The 14,396-nt window shown below is 55.7% G+C and carries 9 protein-coding genes; 7 read left to right on the top strand and 2 right to left on the bottom strand.

Annotation, left to right across the window (positions count from 1 at the left end):
* Window positions 1-51 precede the first annotated feature (51 nt).
* Window positions 52-3,273: an RNA-directed DNA polymerase gene (locus tag DID99_RS28725; protein WP_124668030.1), complete on the top strand. Its 3,222-nt coding sequence runs from the start codon at window positions 52-54 to the stop codon at window positions 3,271-3,273.
* A gap of 586 nt (window positions 3,274-3,859) precedes the next feature.
* On the opposite strand, the gene DID99_RS28720 is transcribed toward DID99_RS28725, so the two are convergent.
* Entirely contained in the window at window positions 3,860-6,949 is a 3,090-nt protein-coding gene (locus DID99_RS28720) for an NB-ARC domain-containing protein (protein WP_124668029.1), read from the bottom strand.
* 715 nt (window positions 6,950-7,664) lie between these two features.
* Between DID99_RS28720 and DID99_RS28715 the strand changes: the two genes are divergently transcribed.
* Window positions 7,665-7,883 carry a hypothetical protein gene (locus DID99_RS28715; protein WP_044846844.1) on the top strand — a complete coding sequence of 73 codons (219 nt, stop codon included), beginning with the start codon at window positions 7,665-7,667 and terminating at the stop codon, window positions 7,881-7,883.
* A gap of 85 nt (window positions 7,884-7,968) precedes the next feature.
* Here the strand turns inward: DID99_RS28715 and DID99_RS28710 are convergent, their stop codons facing one another.
* A complete protein-coding gene (locus DID99_RS28710) occupies window positions 7,969-8,613 on the bottom strand; it encodes a hypothetical protein (protein ID WP_124668028.1) in 645 nt (214 codons plus the stop codon).
* A 784-nt stretch (window positions 8,614-9,397) separates the two neighbouring features.
* Between DID99_RS28710 and DID99_RS28705 the strand changes: the two genes are divergently transcribed.
* From DID99_RS28705 to DID99_RS28685, 5 genes are all read left to right on the top strand, one after another.
* On the top strand, window positions 9,398-10,516 hold the full coding sequence (locus DID99_RS28705; RefSeq protein ID WP_044846845.1) for a branched-chain amino acid ABC transporter substrate-binding protein: 1,119 nt from the start codon (window positions 9,398-9,400) through the stop codon (window positions 10,514-10,516).
* Window positions 10,517-10,701: 185 nt separating this feature from the next.
* A complete protein-coding gene (gene livH / locus DID99_RS28700; protein ID WP_044846846.1) occupies window positions 10,702-11,628 on the top strand; it encodes a high-affinity branched-chain amino acid ABC transporter permease LivH in 927 nt (308 codons plus the stop codon).
* Window positions 11,629-11,639: 11 nt separating this feature from the next.
* A complete protein-coding gene (locus tag DID99_RS28695) occupies window positions 11,640-12,911 on the top strand; it encodes a high-affinity branched-chain amino acid ABC transporter permease LivM (protein WP_124668027.1) in 1,272 nt (423 codons plus the stop codon).
* The gene (gene livG / locus DID99_RS28690; protein WP_044846848.1) at window positions 12,908-13,681 is read left to right on the top strand and encodes a high-affinity branched-chain amino acid ABC transporter ATP-binding protein LivG; all 774 of its coding nucleotides are present in this window, start codon (window positions 12,908-12,910) and stop codon (window positions 13,679-13,681) included. The genes DID99_RS28695 and livG overlap by 4 nt, the downstream gene beginning before the upstream one ends.
* Window positions 13,681-14,382, top strand: coding sequence for an ABC transporter ATP-binding protein (locus DID99_RS28685; protein ID WP_044846849.1), 702 nt, complete (start codon window positions 13,681-13,683; stop codon window positions 14,380-14,382). The genes livG and DID99_RS28685 overlap by 1 nt, the downstream gene beginning before the upstream one ends.
* Window positions 14,383-14,396 lie beyond the last annotated feature (14 nt).

The following is a 14,396-nucleotide window of genomic DNA, read 5'->3' as shown; positions in this document are numbered from 1 at the left end:
CCTGGCGTCTGCGTGACTATTTGCGGTGTAAAAAATAAAAAGGAAACGAAAATGGGGTATCGCTTGGAGTTCGATGGGTTTAAAAGCTTGACGCTTGAAGATTTGGTTGTAGCTTATCGGAAGGCGAAGGCGGATTGCTTTTTTGAAAACACATTTCCCGCAGCGATTAAATTCGCTATGTATGAGCAGGATTTGATGGAAAATCTGAGAAAGCTTTTAAAAATACTTCATAGTAAAAATGGATTTTCCAGTAGGGAGCATCTTCTTGGCGATTTTAGATTGCTTCCGAAAAAATTGTCCACGACTCCAAAGATGGGGGCTGCTAGTAACGGGCATGTTCATTTTTCGAATCCTGATCGTGCAATAGAGCATTTGCTTAATCAATTTGATATCACGCCTGAGTTTAGGGTTGTTGGTGACTTTCCCGTCGATAGTCATATTATATCTGCCCTGTGGGTGAATTTTATTGGCCGAAAATTTGATGCTGGTTTGGATGAGAGCTGCTATGGGGCAAGATTAAAGAGAATTCGAGATGATGAATTATTGTCGGGTGATTCGAGTGAGAGGGAGTTTCATATAAGCGCAATCGGATCTTTTGTTCCATATTTTCAGCCATATCAGAGGTGGCGGGGTGATGGTCTAAGTGCGATCCGAGGCGAACTCGAAAAAGATCGTGACGTTATAGCGGTGTCTTTGGATTTAAAGAGTTATTACCACTTCATCGATCCGGCGGCGCTAGTTTTGCCAGAATTGCAAGCGTTATTGGGCTTGAGTTTGACTGATGAAGAGAAAAAATTCACGGCGGATCTGGTCGATTTCTTGGTGCGCTGGGCGAAGGGGGCGAAGGAGTTTGCGGGTAGTGTTACTTCGAGGAAGGTGGCGGTTTCTGGTGGCCTGGTGATTGGGTTGACCGCGAGTCGAATAATTTCAAACGTTTTGTTGCATCGATGGGATACTTTAATTAAAGAGGAGGTTGCGCCTATTCATTATGGTCGCTACGTTGATGATATGTTTCTTGTGCTTCGGGATACGGGCACAATTAGTAGCAGCCAGGATTTAATGAAATTTCTGGAGGCGCGTCTCGGGTCGAAAGTTATATCTCAAACCGGAAAGCCTGAGGATAAGACTTGGTTAATTCAACAAGGGAAAGCTGTTCAAGGGAACAGTGATATTAAGCTTCAATCGAGTAAGCAAAAACTTTTCCTGTTGCAGGGGCGAGCTGGTCTGGATTTGCTTGATAGCATTGAGAAGGAAATCTACGAACTCTCTAGCGAACATCGACTAATGCCGTCTCCGGACCAGTTGGACGACTCCACCGCTGCGCGGGTACTGTCAGCCGCTGGAGCTGTCGGCGAAAATGCCGACACCCTTCGTCGTGCCGATGGTCTCACGATTCGTCGATTGGGTTGGTCGCTGCAATTGCGGCACGTTGAAACTATTGCTAGGGATTTGCCGCCTCAAGAGTGGATAGAGCAACGCGAAGAATTTTATCAGTTTGGTCACAATCATATATTGCGTCCCGATAATCTTTTTGCTCATTTCTCGTATCTGCCTCGCCTTTTGGGTTTTGCAATTAGTATGAGTGAGTGGCCGCAGGCCGAGCAAATTGTACTGCGATCTTACGAATCGCTAGGTCGATTGGCGGATGCGGCCCCGGAAGGTGCTTCTATTGCGATAAATGGAGTCGAGGTTAAAGCGGGGAAGGACCTCTGGCGTTTGGTGAAGGGTACATTGGCTTGGTTGTTTATCGACTCTGCAACTCGGTACTATGATCCAAATCGGCTTTTGCTTGATTGGCAATCGAGAAATGAAAAAAGATTGGCTGATTTATTCTTGGGGGGAGTTTTTGAAAGTTTAACTGAAGTGAGTAGTTTGCTTAAATTCAATTTCGGATCAGAGGATTTTTATAAAAACGCGCCGCTAGTTGCTATGGCTGATTTGGCCAAAGAGCCTTATAAGTATATTCTGAGAAATGGTTCGGCGGGAAAATTGGTTGAAATTCGCGATGCAAAAAAGGAGAGTGAGATTTTGAGGTGTCTCTCATCTGCAGATTTAATAAATGTTGGAATGGTGAGGGAGTTTTTGAAGTCGACGCGTAATAGTCGATTGTCTAGGGTGGCGCGCCAAAATAGAAAAAATGAAAGCTGCTTGCCTTATGTTTTTCCGACGAGACCGCTTACTCCGGCCGAGATATCCGAACTTGCGCCCGAGTGTGTGGGCTTGAGAAAATCTGATGGAACTATTTGTCAGCGGCGGCCATCTGTTATTTGGGCGCTATATACCCAGGCGCTTCGTGGAGTGTGGATAAAGCCGACATTGCTTGCCACAGAGCAAGACAAAAAAGAAAAAATAGAATCTGATGTTTCGCCAAAATATATTAAGATTGGTACTGGCAAAAAACGGAAAATTACCGTAGCGTTGACGAATCTAAAGACAGACGATCGAGACTGGTCGGCAATGGCCTGCAACAAGTCGAATTTGTCTCGGGAACGCTACCAGAGGATCTCGGGTCTGGTTAATCAAACTATTAAGCTTAGTCCTCGCCCTGATTATGTTATTTTTCCTGAGCTTTCTGTGCCATTGAGATGGTTGGATAGTATTGCAACCCGATTGACTGCTGCTGGAATTGGTTTGATTGCCGGGACGGAATATCGTCATTTTGAAAAAAATAAGATTCTGAGCGAGGCATGTTTGGTATTGTCGGATAATAGGCTTGGGTTTCCCGCGACCGTAAAAATATGGCAGCCAAAGCTTGAGCCGGCGGTTGGTGAGGACAAGGAGTTGACGTCGAGGTTCGGAAAGAATTGGGCATATGAAAAATTGCGGTTGAAAAGAAAGAAGCCTATTTATTCTCATAATCAAGTTAGATTTGGGGTAATGGTGTGTTCCGAGCTTCAAAATAGTAAGGCTAGGATAAAATTCCAGGGAGAGATTGACGTTCTGATGGTTCTCAGTTGGAATCAGGATTTGGAGACGTTTTCTTCGCTTGTTGAGTCGGCGGCGTTGGATATACATGCTTATACTATTCTTGTTAACAATAGAAAATACGGGGATAGTCGAGTTCGAGCGCCAGCGAAGGAGTCGTTTTTACGCGATATCGCTCGCGTTCGTGGTGGGGATAACGATTTTGTAGTGGCTGCAACTTTAGATGTTGATGCATTGCGAGCATTTCAAAGTAGGGCAAAGCGTTGGCCGCAAGAGGGTGATAGGTTTAAGCCCGTGCCAGAAGGTTTCAGGCTTGCGAGTGACCGACGAAAATTGCCGCCTGAATGATGCGAATTCCATGGGATAGATTGCTTTTCGATCTCATGATGATCTGCACTGGATGGGTGGAGTTGACTCTATATTCCCGGATACAGCATCACACTAAAGCTGCTGAGCCCATTGAGGGCCGGAATTCGCGAGGCGAACGTTACTTCGGTGTGTCACAAATTGCGTTCAGCTGTGGCTAAGTTTGGCTTCGGCATGACGACGAGGCAGTCGCGTTTTATCGCCTGCACGAGGCTCTCCGCCATTCCGTTACTTTGCAGATCTTGCATCGGCGTGGCCAACGGCTTCGGATTGAGGGCCGCTGCGAACCGGCACGTGTCATGGGGTATGTATCCAGCCCCATTCTCCATCAGCCACTCGATTTCGACGGGGTATGCAACTCCGTTTCGAGCTTCAACGTTGCAGGTGTCCGCTGGCACTGCCAGCGGATGCGGTTATCAATTTGACATCGTTATTTGTTCATTTATTGAGGAATTGCACGATGACGAGTTAATGTCGGCTGCATTAATAAGAAATGATGCCATCGACGCGAGCGCGCTTAGTATTTGCCTGTCACCCACAGCGCAAAACGATTTTGTATTGGTATCGTTTATGCGTTTATCCATTGTAGGAAGCGATTTTCGAGTCGCCAAGGAGGTAGCTTTTCTATCGCTTGTAGCGACGGATGGTCATCAAAAAGCTGTTCTAATGCATCTTCGATTGAGTTTGCCCGTCTCGGGACAAGGCCTTTCCAAATTTCGTATGCCGCCCGAAAGAATACTCCTGCTTCCTCGAGCCGACCTTTGTCTTTCAGAGCTTCCCCGACCCAATGTCGGATATATCCCCGGTTAGTGACCGAGCCGCTACCGTCCTCCAAGAGAATTGCTGATTTCTTATAGCAGATGAGCGCTTCATCAAGCTTGCCGCTCAGATGATAGCAGCGGCCAATATTTCCGTAAAAGCTTCCGTTTCGGTGCTTATCAATATGATCAGAATTTAGTAACATATCCTCGCTCATATCCTCAAGAAAGTATTGCATCGCCTCGTCGATGCGGCCATGGTCCCGTCTTGCCAGGGCAAGGTTGTGCTGGCAATCGTAGACGATATCAGCTTCTGTACTCGCTTTTAGAGTTACACCCATTTCACCCCAATACATCGCTTCTTCAAACTGTCCTTCAAACCACAGTTTGTAGCAGCGAGTATTGCAGAGGTTAACGTACTGTCCACCTCGTCCTTGTATGCTGGACTCGTATCGCTCAAGTAACGCTGCTGCTCGATCGCTCATTCCGAGCTCCGCCATCAGTTTTACTGCCACTGACCAAAGCTTGGAAAATTTTGGTGAGGCGGCGCATTGGTGTTGCCAGTCAGCCATCTCAAACACGCGATGACTGAGCCTGATGAGTTCTTCGCCCATACCGGTTTCGATCATCGGATCTTCAATCTCGACCAATGATTCGATAGCTGCATTGACATCCCCACGATTTAGACTTAAATCGATCTTGTGGGTCCAAACCTCCAAAGCGTTCGTGGGTAACGAATTAGGGAATAGCTTGCGAAAAGAGGTCAGCTGCCTGTCTAGAACAATAATGATCTTTCCAATGAATTTCTCGCGCTCCGTTCGAGGGAAGTTCTTTCGGACGTATTGCCGGATCAAAGGGTGTAGATCGAGTACTGGTTTTCCGGAGTCAGTCTCCTTGAGTTCGACCAACGCCAGAGCTTTCAACGCTTTTAGCGCTTTCGTAAACTGGTTGTAGTTGATGTCGAAGTCGATTTGGCTTACGTCCTCTTCCGGCAAAGGACGCTCCAGTTCTGCCAGCGTGCGAAGTACCGTCTTTTGCTTATCATTGAGCGCACGCCAGTTTGATGATAAAGCGCGATCGGGCAGGTCGCCACGCCCACTCTCGATATCGCGTAAGATATCGCCTATCGACAATAGGCCTTGTCGGCAACGCGCCGCAATCAATGAAATCCAAAGGGGATGTCCTTCCGTAAGCGTATGAAGATCCCCAAGTTCCATGGCGGAAGGTTGACGCTCACTCTTCTGCTCGAAGAGCAGTTTCGTTGTCTCCTTGCTCAGGCCACGTAATGCAATCGAAAAAACAGTCGGGCTTGATGATAGCGCTAGGACAGGACGAGCAGTGATTATAATTTTTCCGGAGAGTGTTCGGTCATTTGCAGTATCTATGAGAATTTTTAATGGACCGAGAGCATCGCCGGATTCGAGATCGATATATTGATCAACATTGTCAAGGACAAGAATGCCATTGTGCTGCTCTAGAGTCTTTACGATTGCGTCCACTAACTGCTCGATGGATAGATCTCGGAGTAGTTCTAGACCAACTGTCTTGTGGAGCCGCGCGTGCGCAATTCGGATAAAAATCGTTTGGAGTGTGTCACCCTGTTCCCGGCAGTCGCGCCAATCTACGAAATCGTAGCGGCCTTGCTTCTTACACTCCAGAGCGTACGCCGCAGCTAAGCTCGTTTTACCTTGGCCGCCGATCCCGCTGATGCTGACAATATGTGTCTGATCGTCTGCGATAATTCTCAGTTCATCGCTGCGGCCGACAAGTTCGAAACTACTGGGAATGGCATCTGACTGAACAACTTCTCCCCCGGTTGATTCTCTGCCTACATATGTAATGCTGTCATATACAGTCGAGATGCTCTCGCTGACTGCATCGGCAATTCGTTGATGCATCGTCATGCCAGCGGTATCTACTGCGCCGATTTCATCGGCAAGCCGATCTAAGAAGGTATGACAGTCAATTCCTTTGAATAGTTGGATGCGTCCGCGGTCGAGACCTGGTCCCAGGAGTTCCAATGTTTGGGAGTGGCGTGAAAGAAGGTCTGCATCATGCTGCCCGTAGAAGGTCCAGAGGATTTCTGGCCGGGACTCATCGTCTTGCACCACTTCAACGAGCGTTTGAGTAAACACGTCGTCCCATCCACCATAGGCGATAGGTACCACGATGCATCCCCTTAGAAGTTGAGCCAGAGATGATTTGAGTCGAGGTCTTGACTGCGACAATTGACGTGGCGTGTGCAAAGTGTCCACGCCGTGCCAAAAGCCATGCAAATGTACTATGTGTGCACCGCCGGCCTGAACCTGTGTCAAGCTTCCATCCCGAGCGAGGACTGATCGGAAGGTCGTCACGCCTTGCTTTTCCGCCGCAATTGAGAGAAGTGGATCGAAGTTTGTTGTCAGATGTAAGTTGCCGAGGGTTACAGGGCTAAACTTCATTAATCTTGCGAGAGCGTCGAGGGCCGGAGGAATGTTCCATTGCTCCACGTCTCGCTCAAGGGATCGAAGGGCCGCGTCTACACTACTTGCAGCATTGAGCGTGCGTACTACTTCCGCCCGGTCTTTTCGAGCTTCGATCACGGCGCTGCGAATGACATCGTTGACGGCATCCTGTCCGCGGCGACCAAGGAGAAATGTCATTGCCGCTTGGTAAGCATTTGTCGACGCTTGCGTGAGATCACGTTCCAACGCGGATAAAGAGCTTGGGCTGTCGCTGAAATGTGCACGAACGAGTTCGACGACACCGTCGACGTCAGGAACGCCGGATACATCACCAACGCTTCCTGAAGCGGGAGCCCCGAGAAGGAAGACGATCGGCTTTTGCTTTGTTGTAATGTTGTAAGCCAACCGATCTCGTAGTGTATCAGCATCGTGGAAAGTTATCTGTTCAAGAGTCATTTTAGTGTTTAGCTGTTGTGTGTCATCTTGGTGGCGTGCGGTGCGACAGATCTACGCAAAAGACTCCGTCGCTCTTGCTATCTTACCGATATTTGAATAGTTGGCGATTGCCTCTATACCCGCATCGCGCACAAGCCTTTCGGGTCCGCTTCTTAGTTGTTATTTGATGGTGACGGGTTTTCGCGGCTTGACAAATCTCCATGGGTGCGATATTGGAGGAATCATCTGAAATTTTTGCTCATATCTCATTAATTTCTCGGAGATGTAGAGGGGATGATACATTGATCATCTTAGTTGTATCAGAGTTTAATTTTGAATTTATTTTGACTGTTGCGAATTGTTATGATTTTTCACCGTCAGCTGGAGGGGTAGTGCTCGTTTCCATTTGTTATCTGTTGTCCTGTAGTCGATCTACATGCCAAATCGAGATTGAGTGAATCCAAAACATCTAACCAATGGCTAATGTTTTGCCAAACAAAAAACATTGGGAGGTAATGATGGTCTAATGGGCAATGTCCAATGGGTAATGATCACCTATGCGTTGTGCGCGTAAATGGACACCGCGTAGCTAGTAAGCCGGGGTGAAGCCCGGTTTTCACCGAAACAGAAAAAAGGGAGGGATTCGAAAAAATATTCCGCAGTAAACGAGCGCGGGCCGCAAGTGCTACCAACACTCACGACCCGCTAACCAAAGCCAACTATCGAGGAGTTGCCCATGGCTAAGCCGAATCATAAAGCACGACCACCGAAGACGGAACGTTTCGTCACGATCCAGGAAATGTGGGGTACCCCGAAAACCGACATCAAGCCGGAGAAGTTCTACCCGTACATGAAGATTGGTGGAATGTGGCTGATTGAAGATGCGTGTTTCGTACCCGGCCAGAAGGCGCGGATTGATATTGAGCCTGGCAGGCTGATCATCACGAAACTGTAAAAGGCAACGCCGCAAGACGCGGCCGCGCTGCGCGCCGTCGCGCAGCGCGCCAGGCAGGGTAGCCGCTATCGGCCGCCCCAACGCATCACCAAGCGATATTGCACGACGACCGCGACGTTCCGGCGCCACCTGTAGCCGTGCAATGCGTACCGGCGCCGTTGTCGTAGAACGTCCGTGTCTCCGGTTGCGGCACTGACGGATTAAACGGATTCGGCGTACCGTGCGGCCCGCGCGCGGCATCGTAAGCCCGCGTTGGCGCATACGAGCCGCCGCTGCCGACAGGTCGCGAGCCATTTGCCCGCAGGTATTCGTTCCAGTTCTGCTCACGCTGTTCATATCCGGGCAAAGCGCGCCCGAGGCTGTCGCTCCCACCTGCGCCGAGCGCAACGCGATTCGCGGGCAATACGAAATCGGATTCGGGTACGGCCGGAGTGTGCGATTCGAGCGTATCGCCTGACACACGCACCGGCCGCGTATCAGGCGTATCGAACGGGCTGCGTTCAGCCGGCGCAGCGTACTTTCCGCGCCGGGTTGCGCGTGCCGAGCGCCCATCCTCGCGAGCCACGGCCTGACGTTCCGAACGAAACACGTTGGCACCGCCCGAACGATCGACGAGCGAATCGCGGCCCGAGGCGTCGACGGTAGAAACAGAAAGCGCACAAGCAAGCGCGGCGGCGGAAGAAAGACGGAAGGGATGATTCATATGCGATCCGACGCAGGTGATGTGCATTGAAAAAACGGCAGATCACTGGCTGGCGAGACTGAACGACGGACGGGCGTTGAAGCGGCCCTGAAGCGACGGCGAAGCGCGGCGGGTGCGGTTCGCGGGGGCTGGCTGGATTGCAGAGGCGAGTTCGCATTATTTCATAAAAATAACAACCAGCTTTCGTTGGCGCCTTAAACGTCAGCATATGGAAGGATTAACCGATCCAACCGGCCGCCCCGCGTTGGTGCGCGCCCACGCAATCCTCAGTCGATTGATTTAAAACACACCGACCCCTAAAAACGAAAAATCTCGCGATCCACAATCACAAATCGCCGCAAAGCCCCACCCATCAAGCCACCACCCCAAAACCCCACCCAAAATCGCAACCCAATTGCACCCACCGCAAACGTTCTCCACCAGCCCGAGTTGCTCCCAAATCGCCACCCCACACCACTCAAGTTTCTCCGTGTTTTCCCTCATAGAAGCGGCATTTTTGACAGACGATTTAAAAACCCCCATATAATTTCGACTGCCTTGCCAACGGCTGTCGGACCATCCCTCCGAACAAGCAGTTGGCAAGCGGGGCAGGCGAAACGCTTGCGCAATGCAAGACGCATCACGATGTCTTTCCGAACCAGACGTCCCCCTTGGGGGACTGCAAGAGCCGGGCCCCGCTACGCAACATTCATCCGCAGGTCCGTCTTCATGTGTCTCGGGCGTGTCCCATGTCCTCGCCCCGGGTGCTGTTCGATTGCGCAAGTCATGCCGCCTTTGCCCGTATGACTAAACAACATCGAGGAGCTCCCAGATGACGCTGTCCCGTCTTACGTCCATTTCCGTCGCCGCCGTGCTGTTCGCCGCCGGCGCCGCCGCCGCGCAAGCGGAAACCGTGAAGATCGCCATCGCTGGTCCGATGAGCGGCTCGGTCGCCCAATACGGCGACATGGTGAAGGCCGGCGCGCTGACCGCGATCGAACAGATCAACGCGGCAGGCGGCGCGGGCGGCAACAAGTTCGAAGTCGTGCAGATGGACGACGCATGCGAACCGAAGCAGGCCGTCGCCGTCGCCAACAAGATCGTCAGCCAGAAGATCAAGTACGTGATCGGCCACGTGTGCTCGGGGTCGACGATTCCCGCGTCCGACATCTACGAGAACGAAGGCATCGTGATGGTCACGCCGTCGGCCACCGCGCCGCAGCTGACGGAAGGCAAGAAGCGCCACTTCATCTTCCGCACGATCGGCCGTGACGACCAGCAAGGCCCGGCCGCCGCGCACTACATCATCAACAACGTGAAGCCGAAGAAGGTCGCGATCCTGCACGACAAGCAGTCGTACGGCCAGGGCATCGCGTCGTCGGTGAAGAAGGACCTCGAAGGCGCGAAGATCCCGGTCGTGCTGTTCGAAGGCATCAACGCCGGCGATTCGGACTACTCGGCGATCATCACGAAGCTGAAGTCGCAAGGCGTCGACTTCGTCTACTTCGGCGGCTACCACCCGGAAATGGGCCTGCTGATGCGCCAGGCGCGCGAGCAGGGCGTGAAGGCGACGTTCATGGGCCCTGAAGGCGTGGGCAACAAGGACGTGACGGCGATCGCCGGCCCGGCTTCGGAAGGCATGCTCGTCACGCTGCCGGCCGACTTCTCGGCCGATCCGGCCAACGCGGCGCTCGTGAAGGCGTTCGCGGACAAGAAGCGCGACCCGAACGGCCCGTTCCAGATGCCGTCGTACGCAGCGGTGAAGATCATCGCCGACGCGATCGCCGGCGCGAAGACGACCGACCCGACCAAGGTCGCCGCGTACATGCACAAGACGACGTTCGACACGCCGATCGGCAAGGTCGCGTATGACGCCCAGGGCGACCTGAAGGCGTTCAAGTTCGTCGTCTACACGTGGCACAAGGACGCGACGAAGACCGCCGCCAAGTAATCCGGCGTACCCGCCCGCGCGCCCGCCCTGTCCGAGACCCGGACGGGGCGGGCGTGCATTCGCGCCGCGCATGACCGCATTGCGCGGCCGACGGGCGGCCCGAGACGACACCGTGCGTTGCACGCGGCCGACCGCCGTGATCCGGCGACGGCCTGCGACCCAGCGCCAACGGGAGCTTCCCGCACATGACTGACTTCTTTCCTCAATTCGCCCAGCAGCTGGTCAACGGCCTGACGCTGGGTGCGATCTATGCGTTGATCGCCATCGGCTACTCGATGGTCTACGGCATCATCGGCATGATCAACTTCGCCCACGGCGAGATCTACATGATCGGCGCATACGTGGGCCTCGTGACCCTCACCGCCATCGGCATCTCCGCCGGCTATCCGCTGCCGCTCGTGCTCGGCGCCGCGCTGATCGTGTCGGTGCTCGTCACCGGCCTGTACGGCTTCGCGGTCGAGCGCGTTGCCTATCGCCCGCTGCGCGGCGGCCCGCGCCTCGTGCCGCTGATCTCCGCGATCGGCATGTCGATCTTCCTGCAGAACTACGTGCAGATCGGCCAGGGCGCGCGCGACGTGTCCGTGCCGGTGCTGATCTCCGGCGCATTCGACATCCATCTCGGCGGCGATTACGACGTGACGATTCCGTATGCGCGTCTGCTGATCGTCTGCGTGACGGTCGTGCTGATGATCGCGCTCACGCTGTTCATCTCGCATTCGCGGATGGGCCGCGCGTGCCGCGCGTGCGCCGAAGACATGAAGATGGCGAACCTGCTCGGCATCGACACGAACCGCGTGATCTCGTTCACGTTCGTGCTCGGCGCGATGCTGGCGGCCGTCGGCGGCGTGCTGATCGGGCTGACGATCGGCAAGCTGAACCCGTACATCGGCTTCGTCGCGGGCATCAAGGCGTTCACCGCCGCGGTGCTGGGCGGGATCGGCAGCATCCCGGGCGCGATGCTCGGCGGCGTGCTGCTGGGCCTCGCCGAAACCTTCGCCGCAGGCTACATGCCGGCCGAGTACAAGGACGTGGTCGCGTTCGGCCTGCTCGTGCTGATCCTGCTCTTCCGCCCGACCGGCCTGCTCGGCAAGTCGGACATCGAAAAGGTCTGAGGGAGACGCAGATGAGTCAAGTCATTTCCGTTCGCCGCCCGGCCGCCGACGCGTCGGTCGGCCAGGCGCTGAAGAACGCCGCGGCCGCCGCGCTGCTGACGGCGATCCTCACGATTCCGGTGCTCGGCCTGCAGCTGAAGCTCGACGGCTATCAGGTGGTGCTCACGCCGCACTGGCGTCCGGTGTGGATCGCGGTCGCGGCCGTGTTCCTGTTCCAGCTGTTCAAGCCATGGCTCGTGCGCGCGAAATCGGCGGTGAAGCTGCCGGCGATGCCCGCGATGGGCGCGCAGCAGCAGCGCGCGATCATCTGGGGGCTGCTCGCGGTCGGCCTCGTGTGGCCGTTCTTCGGTTCGCGCGGTGTCGTGGACGTCGCGACGCTCGCGCTGATCTACGTGATCCTCGGCCTCGGGCTGAACATCGTGGTCGGTTTCGCGGGGCTGCTGGATCTCGGCTATGTCGGGTTCTACGCGGTCGGCGGCTATACGTACGCGATGCTGAACCAGTATTTCGGGCTGTCGTTCTGGGAGTGCCTGCCGATCGCGGCGATCGCCGCGGCGACGTTCGGCTTCCTGCTCGGCTTCCCGGTGCTGCGCCTGCGCGGCGACTACCTCGCGATCGTCACGCTCGGCTTCGGCGAAATCATCCGCCTGCTCGCGAACAACCTGACGAGCCTCACGGGCGGCCCGGACGGCATCTCGAGCATTCCGAAGCCGACGGTGTTCGGCTTCGAGATGGCGCGCTCGGCGAGCGTCGAAGGCGCGAAGACCTTCCATGAACTGATCGGGCTGGAATACAGCGGCGAACACATGGTGATCTTCCTGTACCTGATCGCGCTGGTGCTGGTCGGCTTCACGCTGTTCGTGACGAGCCGCCTGATCCGCATGCCGATGGGCCGCGCGTGGGAAGCGCTGCGCGACGACGAGATCGCCTGCCGTTCGCTGGGTCTCAACCCGACGCGCATCAAGCTGTCGGCGTTCACGCTCGGCGCGGCGTTCGCGGGCATCGGCGGCGCGTTCTTCGCGGCGCGTCAGGGCCTCGTGAATCCTGAATCGTTCACCTTCATCGAGTCGGCGCTGATCCTCGCGATCGTCGTGCTTGGCGGGATGGGCTCGCAGCTCGGCGTGATTCTCGCGGCGATCCTGCTGACCGTGCTGCCGGAAGTCGCGCGCGGCTTCGCCGAGTACCGGATGCTGATCTTCGGTCTCGTGATGGTGTTGATGATGATGTGGCGTCCGCAGGGCCTGCTGCCCGCGAGCCGTCCCCACGTGGAGCTGCCGCAATGAGCGCGAATACGGAACTGTTGAAGGTCGCCGGGCTGCAGATGCGCTTCGGCGGGTTGCTCGCGGTGGACGGCATCGATTTCGACGTGCGCCGCAACGAGGTGTTCGCGATCATCGGGCCGAACGGCGCGGGCAAGACCACGGTGTTCAACTGCGTCGGCGGCTTCTACAAGCCGACCGGCGGCGACGTCGTGCTCGACGGCCACGCGATCGCCGGGCTGCCGAGCCACCAGATCGCGTTGAAGGGCCTCGTGCGCACGTTCCAGAACATCCGCCTGTTCAAGTCGCTGACGGTGGTCGAGAACCTGCTCGTCGCGCAGCACCGCAAGGTGAAGTCGGGGCTGTTGCCGGGCCTGTTCTCGACGCCCGCGTATCGTCGCGCCGAGAAGGAAGCGCTCGAACGCGCGGCCGTGTGGCTCGACCGGATGGGGCTGAAGTCGGTCGCCAACCGGCAGGCGGGCACGCTGTCGTACGGGCACCAGCGGCGTCTGGAGATCGCGCGCTGCATGATCACCGAGCCGCGCCTGTTGATGCTGGACGAACCGGCGGCCGGTCTCAACCCGCAGGAGAAGATCGAGCTGCAGCACCTGATCGACAAGCTGCGCCACGAGTTCGGCGTGTCGGTGCTGCTGATCGAACACGACATGAGCCTCGTGATGGGCGTGTCGGACCGCATCCTCGTGATGGAGCACGGCCGGCCGATCGTGATCGGCACGCCGGAAGCGGTCCGCAACGACCCGCGCGTGATCAAGGCGTATCTGGGGGAAGAGTGATGCTGAAGCTGGAACAGGTCCATACGCACTATGGCGCGGTCGAGGCGCTCGCGGGCGTGTCGATCGAGGTGAAGAAGGGCGAGATCGTCACGCTGATCGGCAGCAACGGCGCCGGCAAGACGACGCTGATGATGACCGTGTGCGGCACGCCGCGCGCGTCGTCGGGCCGCGTGCTGTTCGAGGGCAACGACATCACCGCGATGTCGACGCACCAGATCATGCGGCAGGGGATGGCAATCTCGCCGGAAGGACGGCGCGTGTTCCCGAGCCTGACGGTGCTCGAGAACCTGAAGATGGGCGGATTCTTCGCGAGCCGTCATGAAATCGACGACGGCATCGAGCACGTGTTCAAGCTGTTTCCGCGCCTGAAGGAACGCGCGGCGCAGCGGGCCGGCACGATGTCGGGCGGCGAGCAGCAGATGCTGGCGATCGGCCGCGCGCTGATGAGCAAGCCGCGCCTGCTGCTGCTCGACGAGCCGACGCTCGGCCTCGCACCGCTCGTGATCGCGCAGATCTTCGACATCATCCGGACGATTCGCGACGAGGGTGTCACGGTGTTCCTGGTCGAGCAGAACGCGAACAAGGCGCTGGGTGTGGCCGATCGCGGCTACGTGCTCGAAACGGGGCGCGTGGTGCTCGCCGACACGGGCGCGAACCTGCTGGCGAACGACCGGATCAAGCAGGCGTATCTCGGCGGTTGACGAGAGAAAGCCGC

Source organism: Burkholderia sp. Bp8986 (assembly GCF_003854225.1).
Taxonomy (GTDB): domain Bacteria; phylum Pseudomonadota; class Gammaproteobacteria; order Burkholderiales; family Burkholderiaceae; genus Burkholderia.
This window is presented reverse-complemented; position numbering and strand designations above follow the sequence as displayed.

Bases quoted from the DNA above. Each gene is read 5' to 3' on its own strand.
- DID99_RS28720 (WP_124668029.1), bottom strand. From the start codon at position 6,949: ATGACTCTTGAACAGATAACTTTCCACGATGCTGATACACTACGAGAT.
- livG (WP_044846848.1), top strand. From the start codon at position 12,908: ATGAGCGCGAATACGGAACTGTTGAAGGTCGCCGGGCTGCAGATGCGC.
- DID99_RS28705 (WP_044846845.1), top strand. From the start codon at position 9,398: ATGACGCTGTCCCGTCTTACGTCCATTTCCGTCGCCGCCGTGCTGTTC.
- DID99_RS28695 (WP_124668027.1), top strand. From the start codon at position 11,640: ATGAGTCAAGTCATTTCCGTTCGCCGCCCGGCCGCCGACGCGTCGGTC.
- livH (WP_044846846.1), top strand. From the start codon at position 10,702: ATGACTGACTTCTTTCCTCAATTCGCCCAGCAGCTGGTCAACGGCCTG.
- DID99_RS28685 (WP_044846849.1), top strand. From the start codon at position 13,681: ATGCTGAAGCTGGAACAGGTCCATACGCACTATGGCGCGGTCGAGGCG.
- DID99_RS28725 (WP_124668030.1), top strand. From the start codon at position 52: ATGGGGTATCGCTTGGAGTTCGATGGGTTTAAAAGCTTGACGCTTGAA.
- DID99_RS28710 (WP_124668028.1), bottom strand. From the start codon at position 8,613: ATGCACATCACCTGCGTCGGATCGCATATGAATCATCCCTTCCGTCTT.
- DID99_RS28715 (WP_044846844.1), top strand. From the start codon at position 7,665: ATGGCTAAGCCGAATCATAAAGCACGACCACCGAAGACGGAACGTTTC.